Source organism: Pedococcus sp. P2_E5 (assembly GCF_056403895.1).
The window spans coordinates 1-15,431 of the sequence record NZ_JBFUEP010000012.1 but is presented as its reverse complement, the minus strand read 5'-3'; the positions used below and the strand labels follow the sequence as shown (position 1 = coordinate 15,431).

At 70.6% G+C, this 15,431-nt stretch carries 15 protein-coding genes; 4 read left to right on the top strand and 11 right to left on the bottom strand.

Translation table 11 applies throughout. The annotated features are described in order from the left end of the window. Window positions 1–213: 213 nt before the first annotated feature. The 3 genes from AC1DVZ_RS05655 (at window position 214) to AC1DVZ_RS05645 (ending at window position 5,468) form a co-directional block, all read left to right on the top strand. On the top strand, window positions 214–1,338 hold the full coding sequence (locus AC1DVZ_RS05655) for a helix-turn-helix transcriptional regulator (RefSeq protein ID WP_477617204.1): 1,125 nt from the start codon (window positions 214–216) through the stop codon (window positions 1,336–1,338). A 122-nt stretch (window positions 1,339–1,460) separates the two neighbouring features. Continuing rightward, window positions 1,461–3,695 carry a HelD family protein gene (locus AC1DVZ_RS05650; protein WP_477617203.1) on the top strand — a complete coding sequence of 745 codons (2,235 nt, stop codon included), beginning with the start codon at window positions 1,461–1,463 and terminating at the stop codon, window positions 3,693–3,695. 264 nt (window positions 3,696–3,959) lie between these two features. After that, a complete protein-coding gene (locus tag AC1DVZ_RS05645) occupies window positions 3,960–5,468 on the top strand; it encodes a hypothetical protein (protein WP_477617202.1) in 1,509 nt (502 codons plus the stop codon). A gap of 84 nt (window positions 5,469–5,552) precedes the next feature. Here AC1DVZ_RS05645 and AC1DVZ_RS05640 read toward each other — a convergent pair whose 3' ends face one another. The 9 genes from AC1DVZ_RS05640 to AC1DVZ_RS05600 form a co-directional block, all read right to left on the bottom strand. Continuing rightward, window positions 5,553–5,816 (bottom strand): hypothetical protein, encoded by a 264-nt coding sequence (locus AC1DVZ_RS05640; RefSeq protein WP_477617201.1) that lies wholly within the window; start codon window positions 5,814–5,816, stop codon window positions 5,553–5,555. Between the two features lie 30 nt (window positions 5,817–5,846). Beyond that, the gene (locus AC1DVZ_RS05635) at window positions 5,847–7,148 is read right to left on the bottom strand and encodes an adenylosuccinate synthase (protein ID WP_477617200.1); all 1,302 of its coding nucleotides are present in this window, start codon (window positions 7,146–7,148) and stop codon (window positions 5,847–5,849) included. A 97-nt stretch (window positions 7,149–7,245) separates the two neighbouring features. Further along, a complete protein-coding gene (locus AC1DVZ_RS05630; protein ID WP_477617199.1) occupies window positions 7,246–8,046 on the bottom strand; it encodes a hypothetical protein in 801 nt (266 codons plus the stop codon). A 260-nt stretch (window positions 8,047–8,306) separates the two neighbouring features. Next, the gene (locus AC1DVZ_RS05625) at window positions 8,307–8,711 is read right to left on the bottom strand and encodes a DUF3151 domain-containing protein (protein ID WP_477617198.1); all 405 of its coding nucleotides are present in this window, start codon (window positions 8,709–8,711) and stop codon (window positions 8,307–8,309) included. Next, a complete protein-coding gene (gene fbaA / locus AC1DVZ_RS05620) occupies window positions 8,708–9,736 on the bottom strand; it encodes a class II fructose-bisphosphate aldolase (RefSeq protein WP_477617197.1) in 1,029 nt (342 codons plus the stop codon). Before fbaA ends, AC1DVZ_RS05625 begins: the two co-directional genes overlap by 4 nt. 125 nt (window positions 9,737–9,861) lie before the next feature. Then, the gene (locus tag AC1DVZ_RS05615) at window positions 9,862–11,148 is read right to left on the bottom strand and encodes an RNA polymerase sigma factor (protein ID WP_477617196.1); all 1,287 of its coding nucleotides are present in this window, start codon (window positions 11,146–11,148) and stop codon (window positions 9,862–9,864) included. A 4-nt stretch (window positions 11,149–11,152) separates the two neighbouring features. After that, complete coding sequence (locus AC1DVZ_RS05610; protein ID WP_477617195.1) at window positions 11,153–11,515, bottom strand: YciI family protein; 363 nt, start codon at window positions 11,513–11,515, stop codon at window positions 11,153–11,155. Window positions 11,516–11,572: 57 nt separating this feature from the next. After that, window positions 11,573–11,935: a YciI family protein gene (locus tag AC1DVZ_RS05605; RefSeq protein WP_477617194.1), complete on the bottom strand. Its 363-nt coding sequence runs from the start codon at window positions 11,933–11,935 to the stop codon at window positions 11,573–11,575. A gap of 54 nt (window positions 11,936–11,989) precedes the next feature. Continuing rightward, a complete protein-coding gene (locus AC1DVZ_RS05600) occupies window positions 11,990–12,700 on the bottom strand; it encodes a TrmH family RNA methyltransferase (RefSeq protein WP_477617193.1) in 711 nt (236 codons plus the stop codon). A gap of 195 nt (window positions 12,701–12,895) precedes the next feature. Between AC1DVZ_RS05600 and AC1DVZ_RS05595 the strand changes: the two genes are divergently transcribed. Beyond that, window positions 12,896–13,582: a DedA family protein gene (locus AC1DVZ_RS05595; protein WP_477617192.1), complete on the top strand. Its 687-nt coding sequence runs from the start codon at window positions 12,896–12,898 to the stop codon at window positions 13,580–13,582. 13 nt (window positions 13,583–13,595) lie between these two features. Here the strand turns inward: AC1DVZ_RS05595 and AC1DVZ_RS05590 are convergent, their stop codons facing one another. Both AC1DVZ_RS05590 and AC1DVZ_RS05585 read right to left on the bottom strand, forming a co-directional pair. Beyond that, complete coding sequence (locus AC1DVZ_RS05590) at window positions 13,596–14,222, bottom strand: response regulator (RefSeq protein WP_477617252.1); 627 nt, start codon at window positions 14,220–14,222, stop codon at window positions 13,596–13,598. A 20-nt stretch (window positions 14,223–14,242) separates the two neighbouring features. Next, a partial coding sequence (locus tag AC1DVZ_RS05585; RefSeq protein ID WP_477617191.1) for a sensor histidine kinase occupies window positions 14,243–15,431 on the bottom strand: 1,189 nt, incomplete at its 5' end.

The window sequence follows — 15,431 nt, the reverse complement described above, 5'->3', positions numbered from 1 at the left end:
GAGTGCGCGGCGTCCCGGGGAGGCAGGGGGGACATCTCCCGGGGACGCCGCGCAGCCGACGTGCGGTCGCCTGGCGGGGGAACCTGCAACCATGCACGTGGGTCGACGCTGTCGACTGAATCAACTGTGGACCATGGTTGGCCTAGAGGTAAAGCCCAGACGTGGCGGACTTGCGTCATTGACGGAATCTCGCCAGAAGACGAGCATGTGCCCATGGTCGTCGAGAGCCAGTCAGCGGGGGCCCTGGCCGGGAGTGACCAGACGACGCGCCAGACGAGGGACCACCCGACGGACCCCACGACGGAGCCCACGACGGAGCCCACGACGGAGCCGTCGATCGACGAGAACGTGCTGGCGAGCAGGCTCGACCTCGCCGCCGACGACGACGAGGCCGAAGGAGCGGTCACCCGTGTCTTCCTGGCCGCTCTGCAACATCCGGACCCGACCAGGACCCTGCTGATCGCCCAGGGCATGAAGGCCCCGTTGATCGACCACTCGCTCGAGGTGCTGGCCAGTCGCGGGCTGATCCGTGTCCACCCTGGCGACCGGATCGAGGTGATTCCGCCGGACATCTCCCTGCCTGCCCTCGCCCTCGACTACGAGCGTCGGGCGCGCGAAACCCGCTCTGCCGCACACGAGCTCGCGCAAGTGTTCTTCCAGGCGAGGTCGGCCTCCCGCACCCCCGACGTGGGCACCGTGCGGATCCTGCACTCCCTGGACGAGATCGCGGCGGTCACCGCGGAAGCCGTGGCTGCCGGCACCCGGCAGATCCGCAGCTTCCGGTCCCTGTCGCCGCGCACCCGGGCGATCTTCGCCAGCCCGCTGCACAGCCACGAGGAGCCCACTCGCGGCGTGAGCGGCAACCAGCTCGACTACACGACGGTGTACGACACGGAGGTCCTGGAGATCGACGGTGCGCTGGAGATCCTCGAGGCCCGCGAGCGCGGTGGCGAACGGTTCCGCCTGACGTCCTCGGTGCCGTTCTCCGCCGTGATCGTCGACGAGGCCGCGGCGATCGTCGACGTGAGTGCCTTCGACCCCTCGGGCTTCGGATCGGCGCTCATCCGGGCCCGATCGATGGTGCTGGCCCTGATCGCCCTGTCCGACCACCTGTGGGACCTCGGCTCACCGCTCGGCGTCGGCGGGATGGCCACCGAACGGCGCGACCAGATGATCCTTGCCCTCCTCGCAGCGGGGGCTCCCGATGCGACGATCGCGCGCCAGGCCGGGGTGTCCCAGCGCACGGTCGAGCGCCGGGTCCGGGCACTGATGGACCAGCTCGGCGCCGGGACCCGGTTCCAGGCCGGCGTCCAGGCTGCCCGCCGCGGGATGATCTAGCCCTCGCCACCTGCTGAACTGGTGCACGGCGGTGCCCCTCGTGCTCGCTAGACTCGTGCGTTCTCCCCCGGGGGGCACCAAGTCGCACGACACCAAGCCGCACAACCAGGAAGCGTTGCAACGTGACGGGATCGGACCACTCGAGCGCCAAGGCGTCCAGCGCCGAGGTCGCCCGTGAGATCGCCATAGAGCAGGCCCACGTCGACCTGGTCTATGCCGAGCTCCTCAAGGCCCAGGCCCGGGCCGGCCTGGTCGAGGCCGATGGTCTCGCCCGCGGCCGCACCGACCGCACCGGCGACGTCCGCGACGAGGAGCTGACGGGGCTGTTCGAACGCGACGCCCTGGTGTTCAACGCGGCCCGGCGCCGGTCCACCCTCGACACCCAGTACGAAGGCCTGGTCTTCGGACGGCTCGATCTCGACCACGCCCTGGCCCACGAGGACAAGGACCCCGACCGCGAGACGCGCTACATCGGTCGCCTCGGAGTCCGGGACGACGACTACGAGCCGCTCGTCATCGACTGGCGCGCACCCGCGGCCGCCGCCTTCTACCGCGCCACACCTGTCGAACCCATGGACGTGCTGCGCCGCCGGGTGCTGCGCTGCAAGGGTCCGGACGTCGTCGGCGTCGAGGACGACCTCATGGTCACCGACGCCCCCGACGACCTCGTGGTCGTCGGCGACGGCGCGCTCCTCGCAGCCCTGACTCGCAGTCGTGGCGCCCAGATGCGCGACATCGTCGCCACGATCCAGCGCCACCAGGACGAGGCGATCCGGGCCTCGGCCCGCGGCGTCACCGAGATCACCGGCGGCCCCGGCACCGGCAAGACCGTCGTCGCCCTGCACCGCGCCGCCTACCTGCTCTACTCCGACCGCCGTCGGTTCGAGGCCGGCGGCATCCTGGTCGTGGGCCCGTCGTCCGCGTACACGGCATACATCGAACGCGTGCTGCCCTCGCTCGGCGAGGAGTCGGTGACGCTGCGTTCGCTCGGCGACGTCGTCGACGGCGTCACCGCGACCCGGCTGGACACCCCCGAGGTGGCCGCCATCAAGGGGTCGCTGCGCATCCGGCGACTGCTCGCACGCGCCTCCTCGGACGCACCGCCGGACGCGCCCCAGACGTTCCGCGCGTTCGTCAACGGCAAGGCGGTCCGGGTCGATGCACCCGCGCTCGACCGGATCCGCGCCCAGGTGCTGCGCAACCACCAGCGCAACCTGTCGGCCAAGGCAGTCCAGAGCGCGCTCGCCGAGGCTGCCTGGGCGAGCGTCCGGGACGGCGACCGGGCCGAGTTCATGGACCGGTTCGAGGACCACCTCGAGGTGGACGCCTTCCTCGCCGCCTGGTGGCCGCAGGTTGACCCCCGTGACGTGCTCCTCTGGCTGGCCGACCCCGAGCGCGCCCGCCAGCACGGCACCGGCGTCCTGTCGCCGCACGAGTGCGACCTGTTCGCCGCCTCGATGCGGCACGCGCTGGAGGTCGGCACCTGGTCGGCCGCCGACGCCGCCCTCGTCGACGACCTCGCCGCCCGGCTCGGTCCGGTCCAGGACGGCCCGGCCGAGGAGCGCGGGTTCTACGAGATCGAGGAGTTCGAGGACGTCTCGCAGTTCGGCGTCGCCGAGGTGCGGGCCGGCCTGGACTCCCGCGCCGTCGGCAGCAAGTCGTCACGCACGGCCCTGACCGACCCGCGTGAGCTGCTCCTCCAGGGGCGCATCGAGGGCCCCGGCGAGTACGCCCACGTCCTTGTCGACGAAGCCCAGGACCTGTCACCGATGCAGTGGCGGATGCTCGGTCGCCGCGGCCGCTACTCGTCGTGGACGGTCGTCGGCGACGCCGCACAGGCGTCGTGGCCGGATGCCGTGGAGGCCGGGCGCGCCCGCGAGGAAGCCTTCGGCACGCAGGAACGTCGCCTCTTCCACATGGACACCAACTACCGCAACGCCCGCGAGATCTTCGACTACGCGGCGGAGGTCGTCCGGGCCCACGTGCCGGATGCCGACATCCCCCAGGCCGTCCGCGAGACCGGCTTCGACCCGGTCGACACCACCGYCGCTGACGGTGGCTGGGAAGCCGCCGCGACCTCGGCTGTCGAGACCCTCCTCGACGAGGTGGAGGGCTCGATCGCGGTCATCACGCCGTCGAGGTATGCCGCGTCGCTGGCAGCGCTGGGTGCCCTCAGCGACCGGGTCGGCGTCATCGACCCCATGTCGACCAAGGGCCTGGAGTACGACGCCACGGTCATCATCGACCCCGACGAGATCGCGGCCGAGTCCCCGGGTGGTGTGCGGGTCCTCTATGTCGCGCTCACCCGCGCCGCGCACCGGATGACCGTGCTCCGGCCTGCGCCGCACCTCGCCTGATCGTGCTCCGGCCTGGTCCGCGCACCGGGTGAACGCGCCTGGACGCACTTGACCAATGTTTGCCCTTGTCTTGACCAAGTCTTGACGATCTATCGTCCTAGTTTGGGATGATTTGCTCTGTTTTGGCATCCTCAAAACGGACACGCAGGGGTGCCAGCTCGGCCCATGCCTTTACTCTTTCTTTACTATTACTTTACCTCTCAAGGGGATTCCCATACCTGCAGTTGAAGGTATGGGCGCCCATCGCACTTGAGGGGGAAAACCATGATGTCCACGCGCACCCAGGCCGTACTCGCCCTGACTCTCGCGACAGGACCGCTGCTCATCGCCACCACGGCGCACGCGGCCAGCACCTGCGGCGAGCCGGCCCAGGCGGCAGTCCACGAGACGGTCCACCACGATGCCGAGGACGTGGTCGTCGGCCAGCAGAAGGTGGTGGACGTGCCAGCCCAGCCGGCAGTCCCGGCCGTCTTCGGCACGGAGTCCTACGAGGTCACGCCTGCCGTCCCGGCGGTGCCCGAGGTGACGAGCACCGAGTCCGAGTGGAGGCTGAGCAACACCACCGGGCCCGAGGGCGACGCCTGGGGCCTGACCGGACAGACCAAGGACCACGACGCCGTCAGCCAGGTGCAGTCCGAGTGGACCAAGGTGACGCAGACGTCCGAGTACGAGTGGGTGCTCAAGGTCGTCGACCAGGCAGCAGGCACGACCGTGGTCCACCACGACGCCCTCTACCGCACGGACACGATCCCGGCGACCTACAAGGACGTCGTGGTGCCGGCGACGTACAAGGACGTGCTGGTTCCGGCGACCTACACCCAGGTCGTCGACGTCCCCGCACACACGGTCCACCACGACGCGGTGTACGACCTGAGCCTCTTCGCCTACGTCAACAAGCACGGGGCGATCAGGTACGAGGTGGAGGGCTGGAACGTGCCGGACGAGCACGACGCGGGATGGACCAGGATCGCCCCGGCCCAGCACCCGGTCATCACGCCCGGGTGGGACGAGGCGGTCGCCGCGACCTACAAGACCGTCGTCGACGTCCCGGCGCACACGACCACGGTCCTCGACGTCCCGGAGCACACCGACACCGTCGTGGACGTGGCCGGGCACACCGTCGAGGTGCTGGTGACGGCCGCCTGGGACGAGACCGTCGACGTGCCCGAGGTGAGCCACGAGGACCGAATGTGGACCGGCTCCGCGACCGACGCGCCGGGAGCCGGGTGGGCGCGCAGCAGCGCGGACCCGCGTGTGACGACGGAGTCGGACACGGTCCACACCGTCGGTGACGAGCTGGCCCCCGAGGGCTATGCCCTGGTCGACCAGGTGACCACCGTGATCACGCCCGCGTACAGCGAGTACGAGTGGGCACGCACCGTGGTCACGACCCCTGGCCAGGCGGCGGTCCCCGCGGTGATGGGCGAGCGTGACGTGCTGGTCACCCCGGAGGTCCCGGCGACCGACGAGGTCTTCCACATGGAGGATCTCGTGGTCACCATCCCGGCCAGTGACGAGACACGGTTGGTCTCCGCCGCCGTCCCCGCCAGCCCGGCGTGCGCGAGCGATGTGGCCAGCCCCGCCGATCCAGCCAGCCCCGCTGACCCGGCCAGCCCCGCTGACAGCCCGCGGTCGGCCAGTGCCATCCCCGCCGCCCTGGCTTTCACCGGTGCAGACGCCGGGAACTACCTCGCCGGCGGGCTCGTCCTGGTCTTCCTCGGCGCCGGCGTGATCGTCGCCGCCCGCCGCGGACGGGAAGAGACCTCGGACTGACAGACCGCACAACGGCCGTTGCTCGGCACGACGGGTCCCACGGATCCCGTGTTGTCGAGCAACGGCCGTTCTGCGTGACGGGGGTCAGGCGCGGAGCAGCTGCTGCAGCCCGGTCCGCCAGCGCTCTGCCGTCGGCATGGAGAACGGTGCCGCCCCGGAGCGGATCTCGTCGACCACTCGCGCGCACTCGTGGTTGCCGACGGGGTCCCCCAGCCAGTCGCCGTGCTCGTCAGCACCGAGGTAGACCAGGTCTGCCCCGTGATGACGCCGGCCGCCCCACTTGGTGAACCGAACGCGAACGCGGTGACCCGGCGGGAACCGGGCCGCGGGCTCAGTCACCGAGGTCACCACCTCCCCTACCAGACGCTGAGCGCCCGCTCAGGCGCCGAGCAGCGAGTGGCGACTGATGATCTCGTCGCGGCCGGGGCCCACGCCGATGGCGGAGACCCGAGCGCCGATGAGCTCCTCGAGCCTCAGCACATAGGCCTGGGCATTCGCCGGCAGGTCCTCGAAGGTGCGGCACTTGGTGAGGTCCTCCCACCAGCCAGGCAGGTCCTCGTAGATCGGCTTGGCGTGGTGGAAGTCGGTCTGGTTCACCGGCATCTCGTCGTGCCGGACCCCGTCGACGTCGTAGGCCACGCACACCGGGATGGTGTCGAGCCCCGTCAGCACGTCGAGCTTGGTGACGACGAAGTCGGTGACGCCGTTGATCCGCGTGGCGTAGCGGCCGACCACGGTGTCCACCCATCCGCAGCGGCGCGGGCGGCCCGTGGTGGTGCCGAACTCGGCCCCGGTCTTGCGCAGGAACTCGCCGTTGGCGTCGAACAGCTCGGTCGGGAACGGGCCCTCGCCCACCCGCGTCGAGTAGGCCTTGAGGATGGCGATGACGGTGTTCACCCGCGTCGGCGGGATGCCCGAGCCGGTGCAGGCGCCACCGGCCGTCGCGCTCGACGACGTGACGAAGGGGTAGGTGCCGTGGTCGACGTCGAGCAGGGTCGCCTGTCCGGCCTCCAGCAGCACGGTCTTGCCGTCGTTGAGGGCCTGCTCCAGCACGAGGGAGGTGTCGGCGACCATGGGACGCAACCGCTCGGCATACCCGAGGAGCTCGTCCATCACCTCGTCGACCTCGACGGCCCTGCGGTTGTAGATCTTGGCGAGGACCTGGTTCTTCAGGGCGAGGGCCGCCTCGACCTTCTGCCGCAGGATCTTCTCGTCGAAGAGGTCCTGGACGCGGATGCCGTTGCGCGCCATCTTGTCGGCATAGGTCGGGCCGATGCCGCGGCCGGTCGTGCCGATCTTGCGCGACCCCAGGAAGCGCTCCGTGACCTTGTCGAGGACGCGGTTGTAGGGCGCGATGATGTGCGCGTTGGCGCTGACGAGCAGGCGGGACGTGTCGACACCCCGGGCCTCGAGGCCGTCGAGCTCCTCGAACAGCACCGCCAGGTCGATGACGACGCCGTTCCCGATGACTGGTGTGCAGGTCGGGGTGAGGATGCCCGAGGGCAACAGGTGCAGGGCGTACTTCTCCCGCTTGCCGTCCTTCTCGATGACGATGGTGTGGCCGGCGTTGTTCCCGCCGTTGAACTTCACGACGTAGTCGACGTCGCTGCCCATCAGGTCGGTGGCCTTGCCCTTGCCCTCGTCGCCCCACTGGGCGCCCACGAGCACGATTGCCGGCATACCCGCACCTCTCCATGTCTGCGTCGGTGACCGAGTCGGTCACCGTGGTCATGCAGCAGGCCCCGTGGTGTTCGCACGGGGCCCGTACCGGGAAAGGCTACCGGTCCGCGGTCTCGCGAGGGGAGCCGAGTTCACCGCTGGCCGCCGCCAGCCCGAGCTGGAACCTCGTCTGCACCCCGTGTCGAGCCATCAGGGCTGCCACCCGTCGCCGCACCGTGCGCAGGCTGCAGCCGAGGTAGCGCGCGATCGACTCGTCCTTCAGACCGAGTCCCAGCAGCTTGACCAGGCGCAGGTCCTCGTCGTCCTGGTCGTCGTCGGGCACCACCGGAAGGGCTCGCTCGAAGGCCCGGTCGAACAGCTGCGTGAACGCCGCGATGAGCATCGGGTCACGGACCATGACGTAGTCGCTGTGGGCGTTGCCCCACTCGGAGACGGCCACGAGCGAGTGCTGGTCGAAGATCGTGAACTCGCTCGGCGGGGCCATCGACAGCCGCTGCTCCTCGCCGGCCGCCGCGAACGACTGCACCCAGGCGCGGCCGTCCTCGCCGTCCATGATGTCCCTCGGATAGATCGTCCGCTGGCGGAACCGCCCCTGCGCCAACAGGTCCTGGTTGAGCCGGAAGTTCTCCTGCTCCAGCCCTGCCCCCACGTCGACGCTCATCGTGCAGACCCTGGACATGCCGATGGTGTTCTGGAGCAGGTACCGCAGCATCGGGGCCGCCATGTCGGCCGCGAGCGGTTCGAAGGCTCCGCTGTTGCGCGCGTCGCGGGTGGCCCTACCGGCCGAGAGCTGGAAGAGCGCGTAGCGGACCTCGGCCAGCTCGGCCCTGCGCGCCTCGAGCTGGCGCTCGCCACGTTCGAGGACTCCGAACAGGCGCTCCATGGGATCCGTGAGCATCCGTTCCACGTCGCGAGACGAGGCATCGCCGCTGGTCAAGACGCCTCCCACGCCGAAGTGACATCATCTGTCCTTTGGCAGCATAGTGCCACTCAGGGTGCCTTCAGGAGGGCACAATGACCGGACGCTGCTCGTCAGGCGGCAGGGGACGACATTGACGAGTTGCCACACGCGGGTTCCGGCCCGCGGCAGGGGGCGACGCCGGGGGACGGGATCTGGGAAATCGGGTCCGGTCCCCCGGCGTCACTGTTTCTCGCGGCTCAGAGACCGAGCTCGCGCGCACCCGTCATCGAGGAGTCGCGCAGGAACTGCGCACACCGCAGCTCTTCCTCGGTCTCGCCGATCGCGCCGGCGGCCTTGGACAACGCGGCCAGCGCCCGCAGGAAGCCCCGGTTCGGCTCGTGCTCCCACGGCACCGGACCCTGGCCGCGCCAGCCGTTCTTGCGCAGCGAGTCCAGCGCCCGGTGGTAGCCGGTGCGAGCGTAGGCATAGCCCTCGACCGTGCGACCGTCCGCGAGCGCGTCCTCGGCCAGCGTGGCCCAGGCCAGCGACGACGTCGGGTATGCCGCGGCCACCTGGTCCGCTGCGACGCCCTCCTCGAGCTTGGCCGCAGCGGGGTCGACGGGCAGCCGGGTCTCGGGGATGCCGAGAAGGTTGTCGCTCATGCGTGGGTGCCGGCCGAGCGGAGGTTCTCGCAGGCCTCGACGACGCGAGCCGCCATGCCGGCCTCGGCCTCCTTGCCCCAGGCGCGCGGGTCGTACTGCTTCTTGTTGCCGACCTCGCCGTCGATCTTGAAGACGCCTTCGTAGTTGCTGAGCATGTAGCCGGCGACCGGACGCGTGAAGGCGTACTGCGTGTCGGTGTCGACGTTCATCTTCACGACGCCGTAGTCCACGGCAGCCGCGATCTCCTCGGCCGTCGAGCCGGACCCGCCGTGGAAGACCAGGTCGAACGGCTTGGCGTCGGCGGCCAGTCCCTTGGCCGAGACGACGGCGTCCTGGGCGGCCTTGAGGATCTCGGGGCGGAGCTTGACGTTGCCCGGCTTGTAGACGCCGTGGACGTTGCCGAAGGTCAGCGCGGTGAGGTAGCGGCCCTGTTCGCCCAGGCCGAGCGCCTCGACGGTCGCGAGCGCGTCCTCGGGCGTGGAGTAGAGCTTGTCGTCGATCTTGCCCTCGACGCCGTCCTCCTCGCCGCCGACGACGCCCACCTCGATCTCGAGGATGATGTGCGCGGCCTTGGCCAGGCCGAGCAGCTCGCGGGCGATCTCGAGGTTCTCGTCGAGCGGCACCGCGGAGCCGTCCCACATGTGCGACTGGAACCACGGCGTGCCACCCGCCTTCACGCGCTCGGCGGAGGCCGCCAACAGCGGGCGGACGAAGCCGTCGAGCTTGTCCTTGGGGCAGTGGTCGGTGTGCAGGGCGATGTTGACGTCGTACTTCTTGGCGACTTCGTGGGCGTAGGCCGCGAGCGCGATGGAGCCCGTCACCATGTCCTTGACGGTCGGGCCGGAGAGGTACTCCGCGCCACCGGTCGACACCTGGACGATGCCGTCGCTGCCGGCCTCGGCAAAGCCGCGGATCGCCGCGTTCAGCGTCTGCGAGGACGAGATGTTGATCGCGGGGTACGCGAAGGAGCCGGCCTTCGCGCGGTCCAGCATGTCGGCATACACCTCGGGGGTGGCGATGGGCATGGAAGTCTCCTTCGACTCGTGCGTGCGTCGGCCTTGCGTCGTCGCCGATCTTTGCACGACCCGCTCGCGACCGGACACCCGTGTCTCAGGCTGGTTGGTCAGTCGGCCGCGCCCATCGCCGCGGCTCAGTCCCCCTGGGGGCCCAGGGCCGCCTGGCGCTCACGGAGCAGGGCGCGTTCCGCCTCGTTGCCGCAGCGCTCGATGGCGATGGCGTATGCCGCGGCCGCGCCTTCGCGGTCGCCGGCGCGGGTGAGCAGCTCGGCCCGGACTGCGGGCAGTCGGTGGCTGTGGGCGAGCAGGTCGTCCAGCCCCATCAGGGCGGCCAGCCCGTCTCGCGGTCCGCGCGCCTCGGCGACGGCCACGGCGCGGGCCAGCCTCGCGCTGGGGGTGGGCGTCAGCGCCACGAGGTCGTCGTAGAGGGCGACGACCCGGTCCCAGGCCGTCGCGGCGGCGGTCGGCGCGGTGGCGTGCTCGACCGCGATCCGGGCCTGCACGGCATACCCGGCCGCCTGGAGGGTGATCGGGCCGGTGAGGCTCGGCGACCCGAGCAGCCGCACGGCCTCGTCGACCTCGTCGCTGTGCCAGCGCGCCCGGTCCTGGTCGGGCAGCAGCACGATGCGGCCGGCTTCGTCGACCCGGGCGTCACGACGTGAGTGCTGGAGCAGCATCAGGGCGAGGAGGGCAACGAGCACCGGGGAGTCGGGGCGCAGGGCGAGCACGACGCGAACCAGCCGGATCGCCTCGCCGGCGAGGCCGGTGCGCACGGCGTCGGGACCGGAACCGGGGGCGTAGCCGGCCGTGAAGGCGAGGTAGGCGGTCTGGGCGACGGTGTCGAGTCGCTCGGGCAGCGCCTCCGCGGAAGGAACCGCGAAGGGGATGCCGGTGGTGACGATCTTGCGCTTGGCGCGGGTGATGCGGGCCGCCATGGTGGGCTCTGGCACGAGGAACAGGCGGGCGATGTCGGCGGTGCTCACACCGAGCACCAGCCGCAGCGCCAGGGCGCTCGCCGTGGCGGGGTCGAGCGCGGGGTGGGTGCACATGAGGACCAGGCGCAGGAGGTCGTCCTCGACCAGGTCGCCGGGGTCGGCGCGCACGGGCGATCCCTCCTTCCCTTCTGCCTCCACGATCAGCAGTGGCGCCTTGCGGTGGGCCATCGACTCGGCGCGAAGCCGGTCGAGGACGCGGCGCCTGGCCGCTGTGTGGAGCCAGGCCGCCGGGTTGTCGGGGGCGCCGTCCCTCGTCCAGCGCCGGGTCGCGGTCTCGACCGCGTCGGCGAGCGCGTCCTCGACGAGGTCCAGCCGTCGGAAGCGCGCCAGGAGCAGCGACGTGAGCCGTCCCCACTCCTCGCGAACCACGGTGGCCAGCACCTCGGCGGGGTCGCCGGGCGGCCCGGCGGGGTCGCCGGCGGTCATCTGGTCACAGGCTCTCGTAGCCCTCGACGCCCACCACGGACCGGATCTCGACCGTGTACGCCTTCGGCAGCAGCCGGCCGGCCGCTATGGCCGCATCGAGATCCGGCAGCTCGACGTCGTAGTAGCCGCCGATCTGCTCGGAGAGCTCGACGAACGGGCCGTCGCTGACGACGTCCGATCCACCGCCACCACGCCGGATCGTGGTCGCGAGGTCGGCGTCGCTCAACGCCGCGCTGCTCACTCGTCGTCCGTGCTCGTCGACATACCGCTCGAACGCGTGGTGGGCATCGAAGTACTCCTGCCGGACCTCCTCGCCTGCCTCGGCCCAGCGACCGGGCTCGTAGGCGATCAGGACGACGTACCTCACGGCGGACACCCCCGGGCGCCGCTCACGACCGAGACGACGTACTCGGTCATGCCGCCCTCACATGCCTTCGACCAGCTGGCGGATCTCGATGGCGTCGTGGAACGGCGTCGAGAGGAGTCGGCCGCAGACCTTGGCCAGGTCGTCCGGGTCGGAGGTCTCCACCACGTAGTAACCGCCGACCTGCTCGGCGCTCTCGGCGTACGGGCCGTCGGTCACGGAGACCTCGTCGATGGCGGACCCGCGGACCACGCGCGCCTGTCCTGACGGAGTCAGCTGGGCACCGCCGGTCATCTTGTGCCCGCGCTCGGCGAGCAGCTGGACGAACTCTCCGTGGGCGGCCGAGAGGTCGGTACGCTCCTGCTCTGAGGCAGTCCCGTAACGGGCTTCGTCGGCCGGCAGCAGGACGATGTACTGGGTCATGGCTGTTCCTCTCATCGGTGGGTACTTCCACCCTGATGACGGGCGAGCGGGGTGCTATTCGACAGCCTGCCCGAAAATGTTGCGCCGCACCCAGGCATGCATGGCGATGGCGGCCGCGGCACCCGCGTTGATCGAGCGCGTCGACCCGAACTGCTCGATGTGCAGCACGACCTCACACGCCTGACGCATCTGTGGCGAGAGGCCCGGACCCTCCTGCCCGAAGACGAGCACGCACTCGCGCGGCAGGTCGTAGGTCTCCAAGGGCAGCGAGCCGGRCAGGTTGTCGATCCCGATGAGAGGTATGCCGCGTGGCCGGCCGTCCGCGCCGGGGCCCGCAACCGTCCCAGTCCCCGTGTCGCCGCCGGCTGTCGCGGCCCACGCGACGAGGTCCTCCACGGTCGGGTGGTGGTGCTCGTGCTGGTAGCGGTCGGTCACCATCGCCCCGCGGCGGTTCCACCGTCGTTTGCCCACGATGTGGAAAGCCTTGGCGTTGAAGGCGTTCGCCGTCCTGATGACCGACCCGATGTTGAAGTCGTGACCCCAGTTCTCGACCGCCACGTGGAAGGCGTGGCGACGGGTGTCCAGGTCGGCGACGATCGCGTCGTGCCGCCAGTAGCGGTAGCCGTCGACCACGTTGCGGCGGTCGCCGTCACGCAGCAGGTCGGCATCCCAGTGGTCGCCGGCCGGCCACTCGCCCACCCAGGACCCGACGCCGACCTCGTCGCTCGGGCTCGCCTCGTCCTTCACGCCCGTCTCGTCGCTCACGTCCGCCACCCTAGGCCGAGTGCTCAGCAGACCTTCGCTCGCTCAGCACACGCTGCACCCTGTGCTGAGAGAGGCAAGGTCTGCTGGCAGAAGTTGGGGGGATCCACGGCTGGGAGTGCCCCTGCCAGATCCAGCACAGGCTCCTCTCAGGTGAGGATTCGGGCGGGCGCGGGCACGCGGCATACCCTTGAGCCCATGCACTCACTCAGCACCAACTGGATGGACCCCCAGTGGCTCCTGGACCACTTCGGCTCCCAGTTCTTCTGGGTGAGCGTGGCGATCGTCTTCATCGAGTGCGGGCTGCTCTTCCCGATCCTGCCCGGCGACTCGCTGCTCTTCGCCATCGGGCTGTTCATCAGCACCGGCGACTTCTCGATGAACCTCGTGGTCGCCCTGGTGGTCCTGAGCATCGCGGCGTTCGCGGGCAACGTCGTCGGCTACGAGATCGGCCGCGCCGTGGGCCGGCCGCTCTATGAGCGCGACGGACGCATCCTCAAGAAGAAGTACTTCGACCAGAGCCACGCCTTCTTCGAGAAGCACGGCGCCAAGGCCCTGGTCATCGGCCGGTTCGTGCCGATCGTGCGCACTTTCATCACCGTCGTCGCCGGGGTGAGCCGGATGGACCGGCGGCACTTCTTCGTCTGGAGCGGTGTCGGCGCCGTCCTGTGGGTGTGGGTCGTGACGTTGCTCGGCTACTTTCTGGGCAACTCCTTCCCCGCACTCAAGGACCACCTCGAGCTGGCCATCCTGGCGATCGTGGCCGTGTCGGTGCTCCCCATGGTCGTCGAGGTGATCCGGGCCCGGCGCGGCCGGACCGCTGTGGAGGAGATCGTGGACGAGACCGGCGAGGCCATCGACGACCTGCGTGACGACCGCGTCTGACCGCGGCACCGCCTCAGAGCTCGATCAAGCCAGCCCGGTATGCCGCGGTGACGGCTGCCGTGCGATCGGTCACCCCGAGCTTCTCGAAGGCCCGCAGGAGGTGCGTCTTCACGGTGGCCTCCCCGATGTGCAGCTCGCGCCCGACCTCCGCGTTGGACAGGCCCTTGGCGACGCACCGCACCACCTCGGTCTCTCGGTCGGTCAGCGTCGGCGCCGCGGGCGCGCGCATCCGGCTCGCCAGCCGCGCGACGACGGGAGGAGCCAGCACGGTCTCGCCGCGCGCCGCCCGGCGGATGGCGTCGGCCAGGGTCTCGCGGGGCGCGTCCTTGAGCAGGTAGCCGTTGGCGCCCGCCTCCACCGCCCTGACGATGTCGGCGTCGGTGTCATAGGTCGTGAGCACCAGGACCGCCGGAGCAGGTTCGACCGCCCGCATCCTGGCCGTGGCGTCGGCGCCGTCCATGACCGGCATGCGCAGGTCCATGAGCACCACGTCGGGGTTCAGCCGGGCCGCGAGCACCACCGCCTCGGCTCCGTCCGCGGCCTCGCCGACCACCTCGAAGTCCGGGTGCTCGGAGAGCATCGCCACCAGGCCCATGCGGACGACGGGATGGTCGTCGACCACCAGGAGGCGCAACGCCATCGGGGCACCTCCACCCTCGGTCACCGGGGCACCTCCACCCTCAGTCGCGACCCGGCGCCCGGCCTGCTGTCCACGTCGAACCGGCCGCCGACCTCGGTGGCGCGGGCCGTCGCTCCGTCGAGTCCGTAGCCCCGGACCCCCGCAGCGGGGTCGAAGCCAACGCCGTCGTCGGTGACCACGAGCGCGACGGGACCGTCCGCGGCATACGACAGGAACACCTCGAAGCTGGAGGCGCCCGAGTGACGTCGCACGTTGGACAGCCCCTCCTGGGCGGTGCGCAGCAGCACCACCTCGGAGTTGGCCGACAGGACGACCGGTTCCCCGTCGACGCGCAGCGTCCCCACCATCCCGCTCTCCGCCGAGACCGCGTCGACGAGCCGCTGCAACGCCTCGGAGAGGGTGCGCGACTGGAGGTGTCCGGGGGTCATCTCGGCGACGATGAGCCGGGCTTCGGAGAGGTTGTCCGCGGCGGTCTGCTCGATCAGCTGCAGTCGCTCGCGGACGGCGGCGAGGTCACCGCGGTCCAGCGCCAGCTCGGTGGCCCGGGCCAGCGTCACCACCGAGGTGAAGCCCTGCGCGAGGGTGTCGTGGATCTCGCGCGAGATGCGCTCCCGCTCGCCAGCGACGCCCTGCGCGCGCTCGGCCGCGGCGAGCTCGGCCTGGGTGCGGTGCAGCTCGTCGATCGTTCGGGCCCGATGGTCGGCCTCCCGGATGATCCGGTCGATGAACAGCCCCAGGGTCAGGGAGAGCACGAGCATGATCACGGTGCTGATGGCGATGCCGACGAACTCGTCGCCCGTGCGGGGCGCCTGCCACATGCGCACGAGCCCGATCCCGACCACAGCCAGGACCACCGTCACGGCCGCCTTGTTGCGCGTCAGGATCGCCCAGGTCTGGGGGAAGAGCCCGAACGTGAGGATCCACGCGGTGCCCGTGCCGTCGAGCGACATCAGGACGACCATCAGCCCCCAGGCGAGCGCCATGTAGACGAAGCCGGCCACAGGATCACGCTCACCCATCCCACGACGGCCCCACACGGCATACGCGGCACCGATGGCGGCCACGATCGCGAGGCGCCAGCCGAGGTGCTGCTCGTCCTCCGCGACCATGACCACGACGGTGGTGACGACCAGCGCCGCGAACAGCCCGTGCCACCAGTGCAGCTGGCCGTGCCACATCTCGTCGAGGGGTGCCACATCTCGTCGAGGG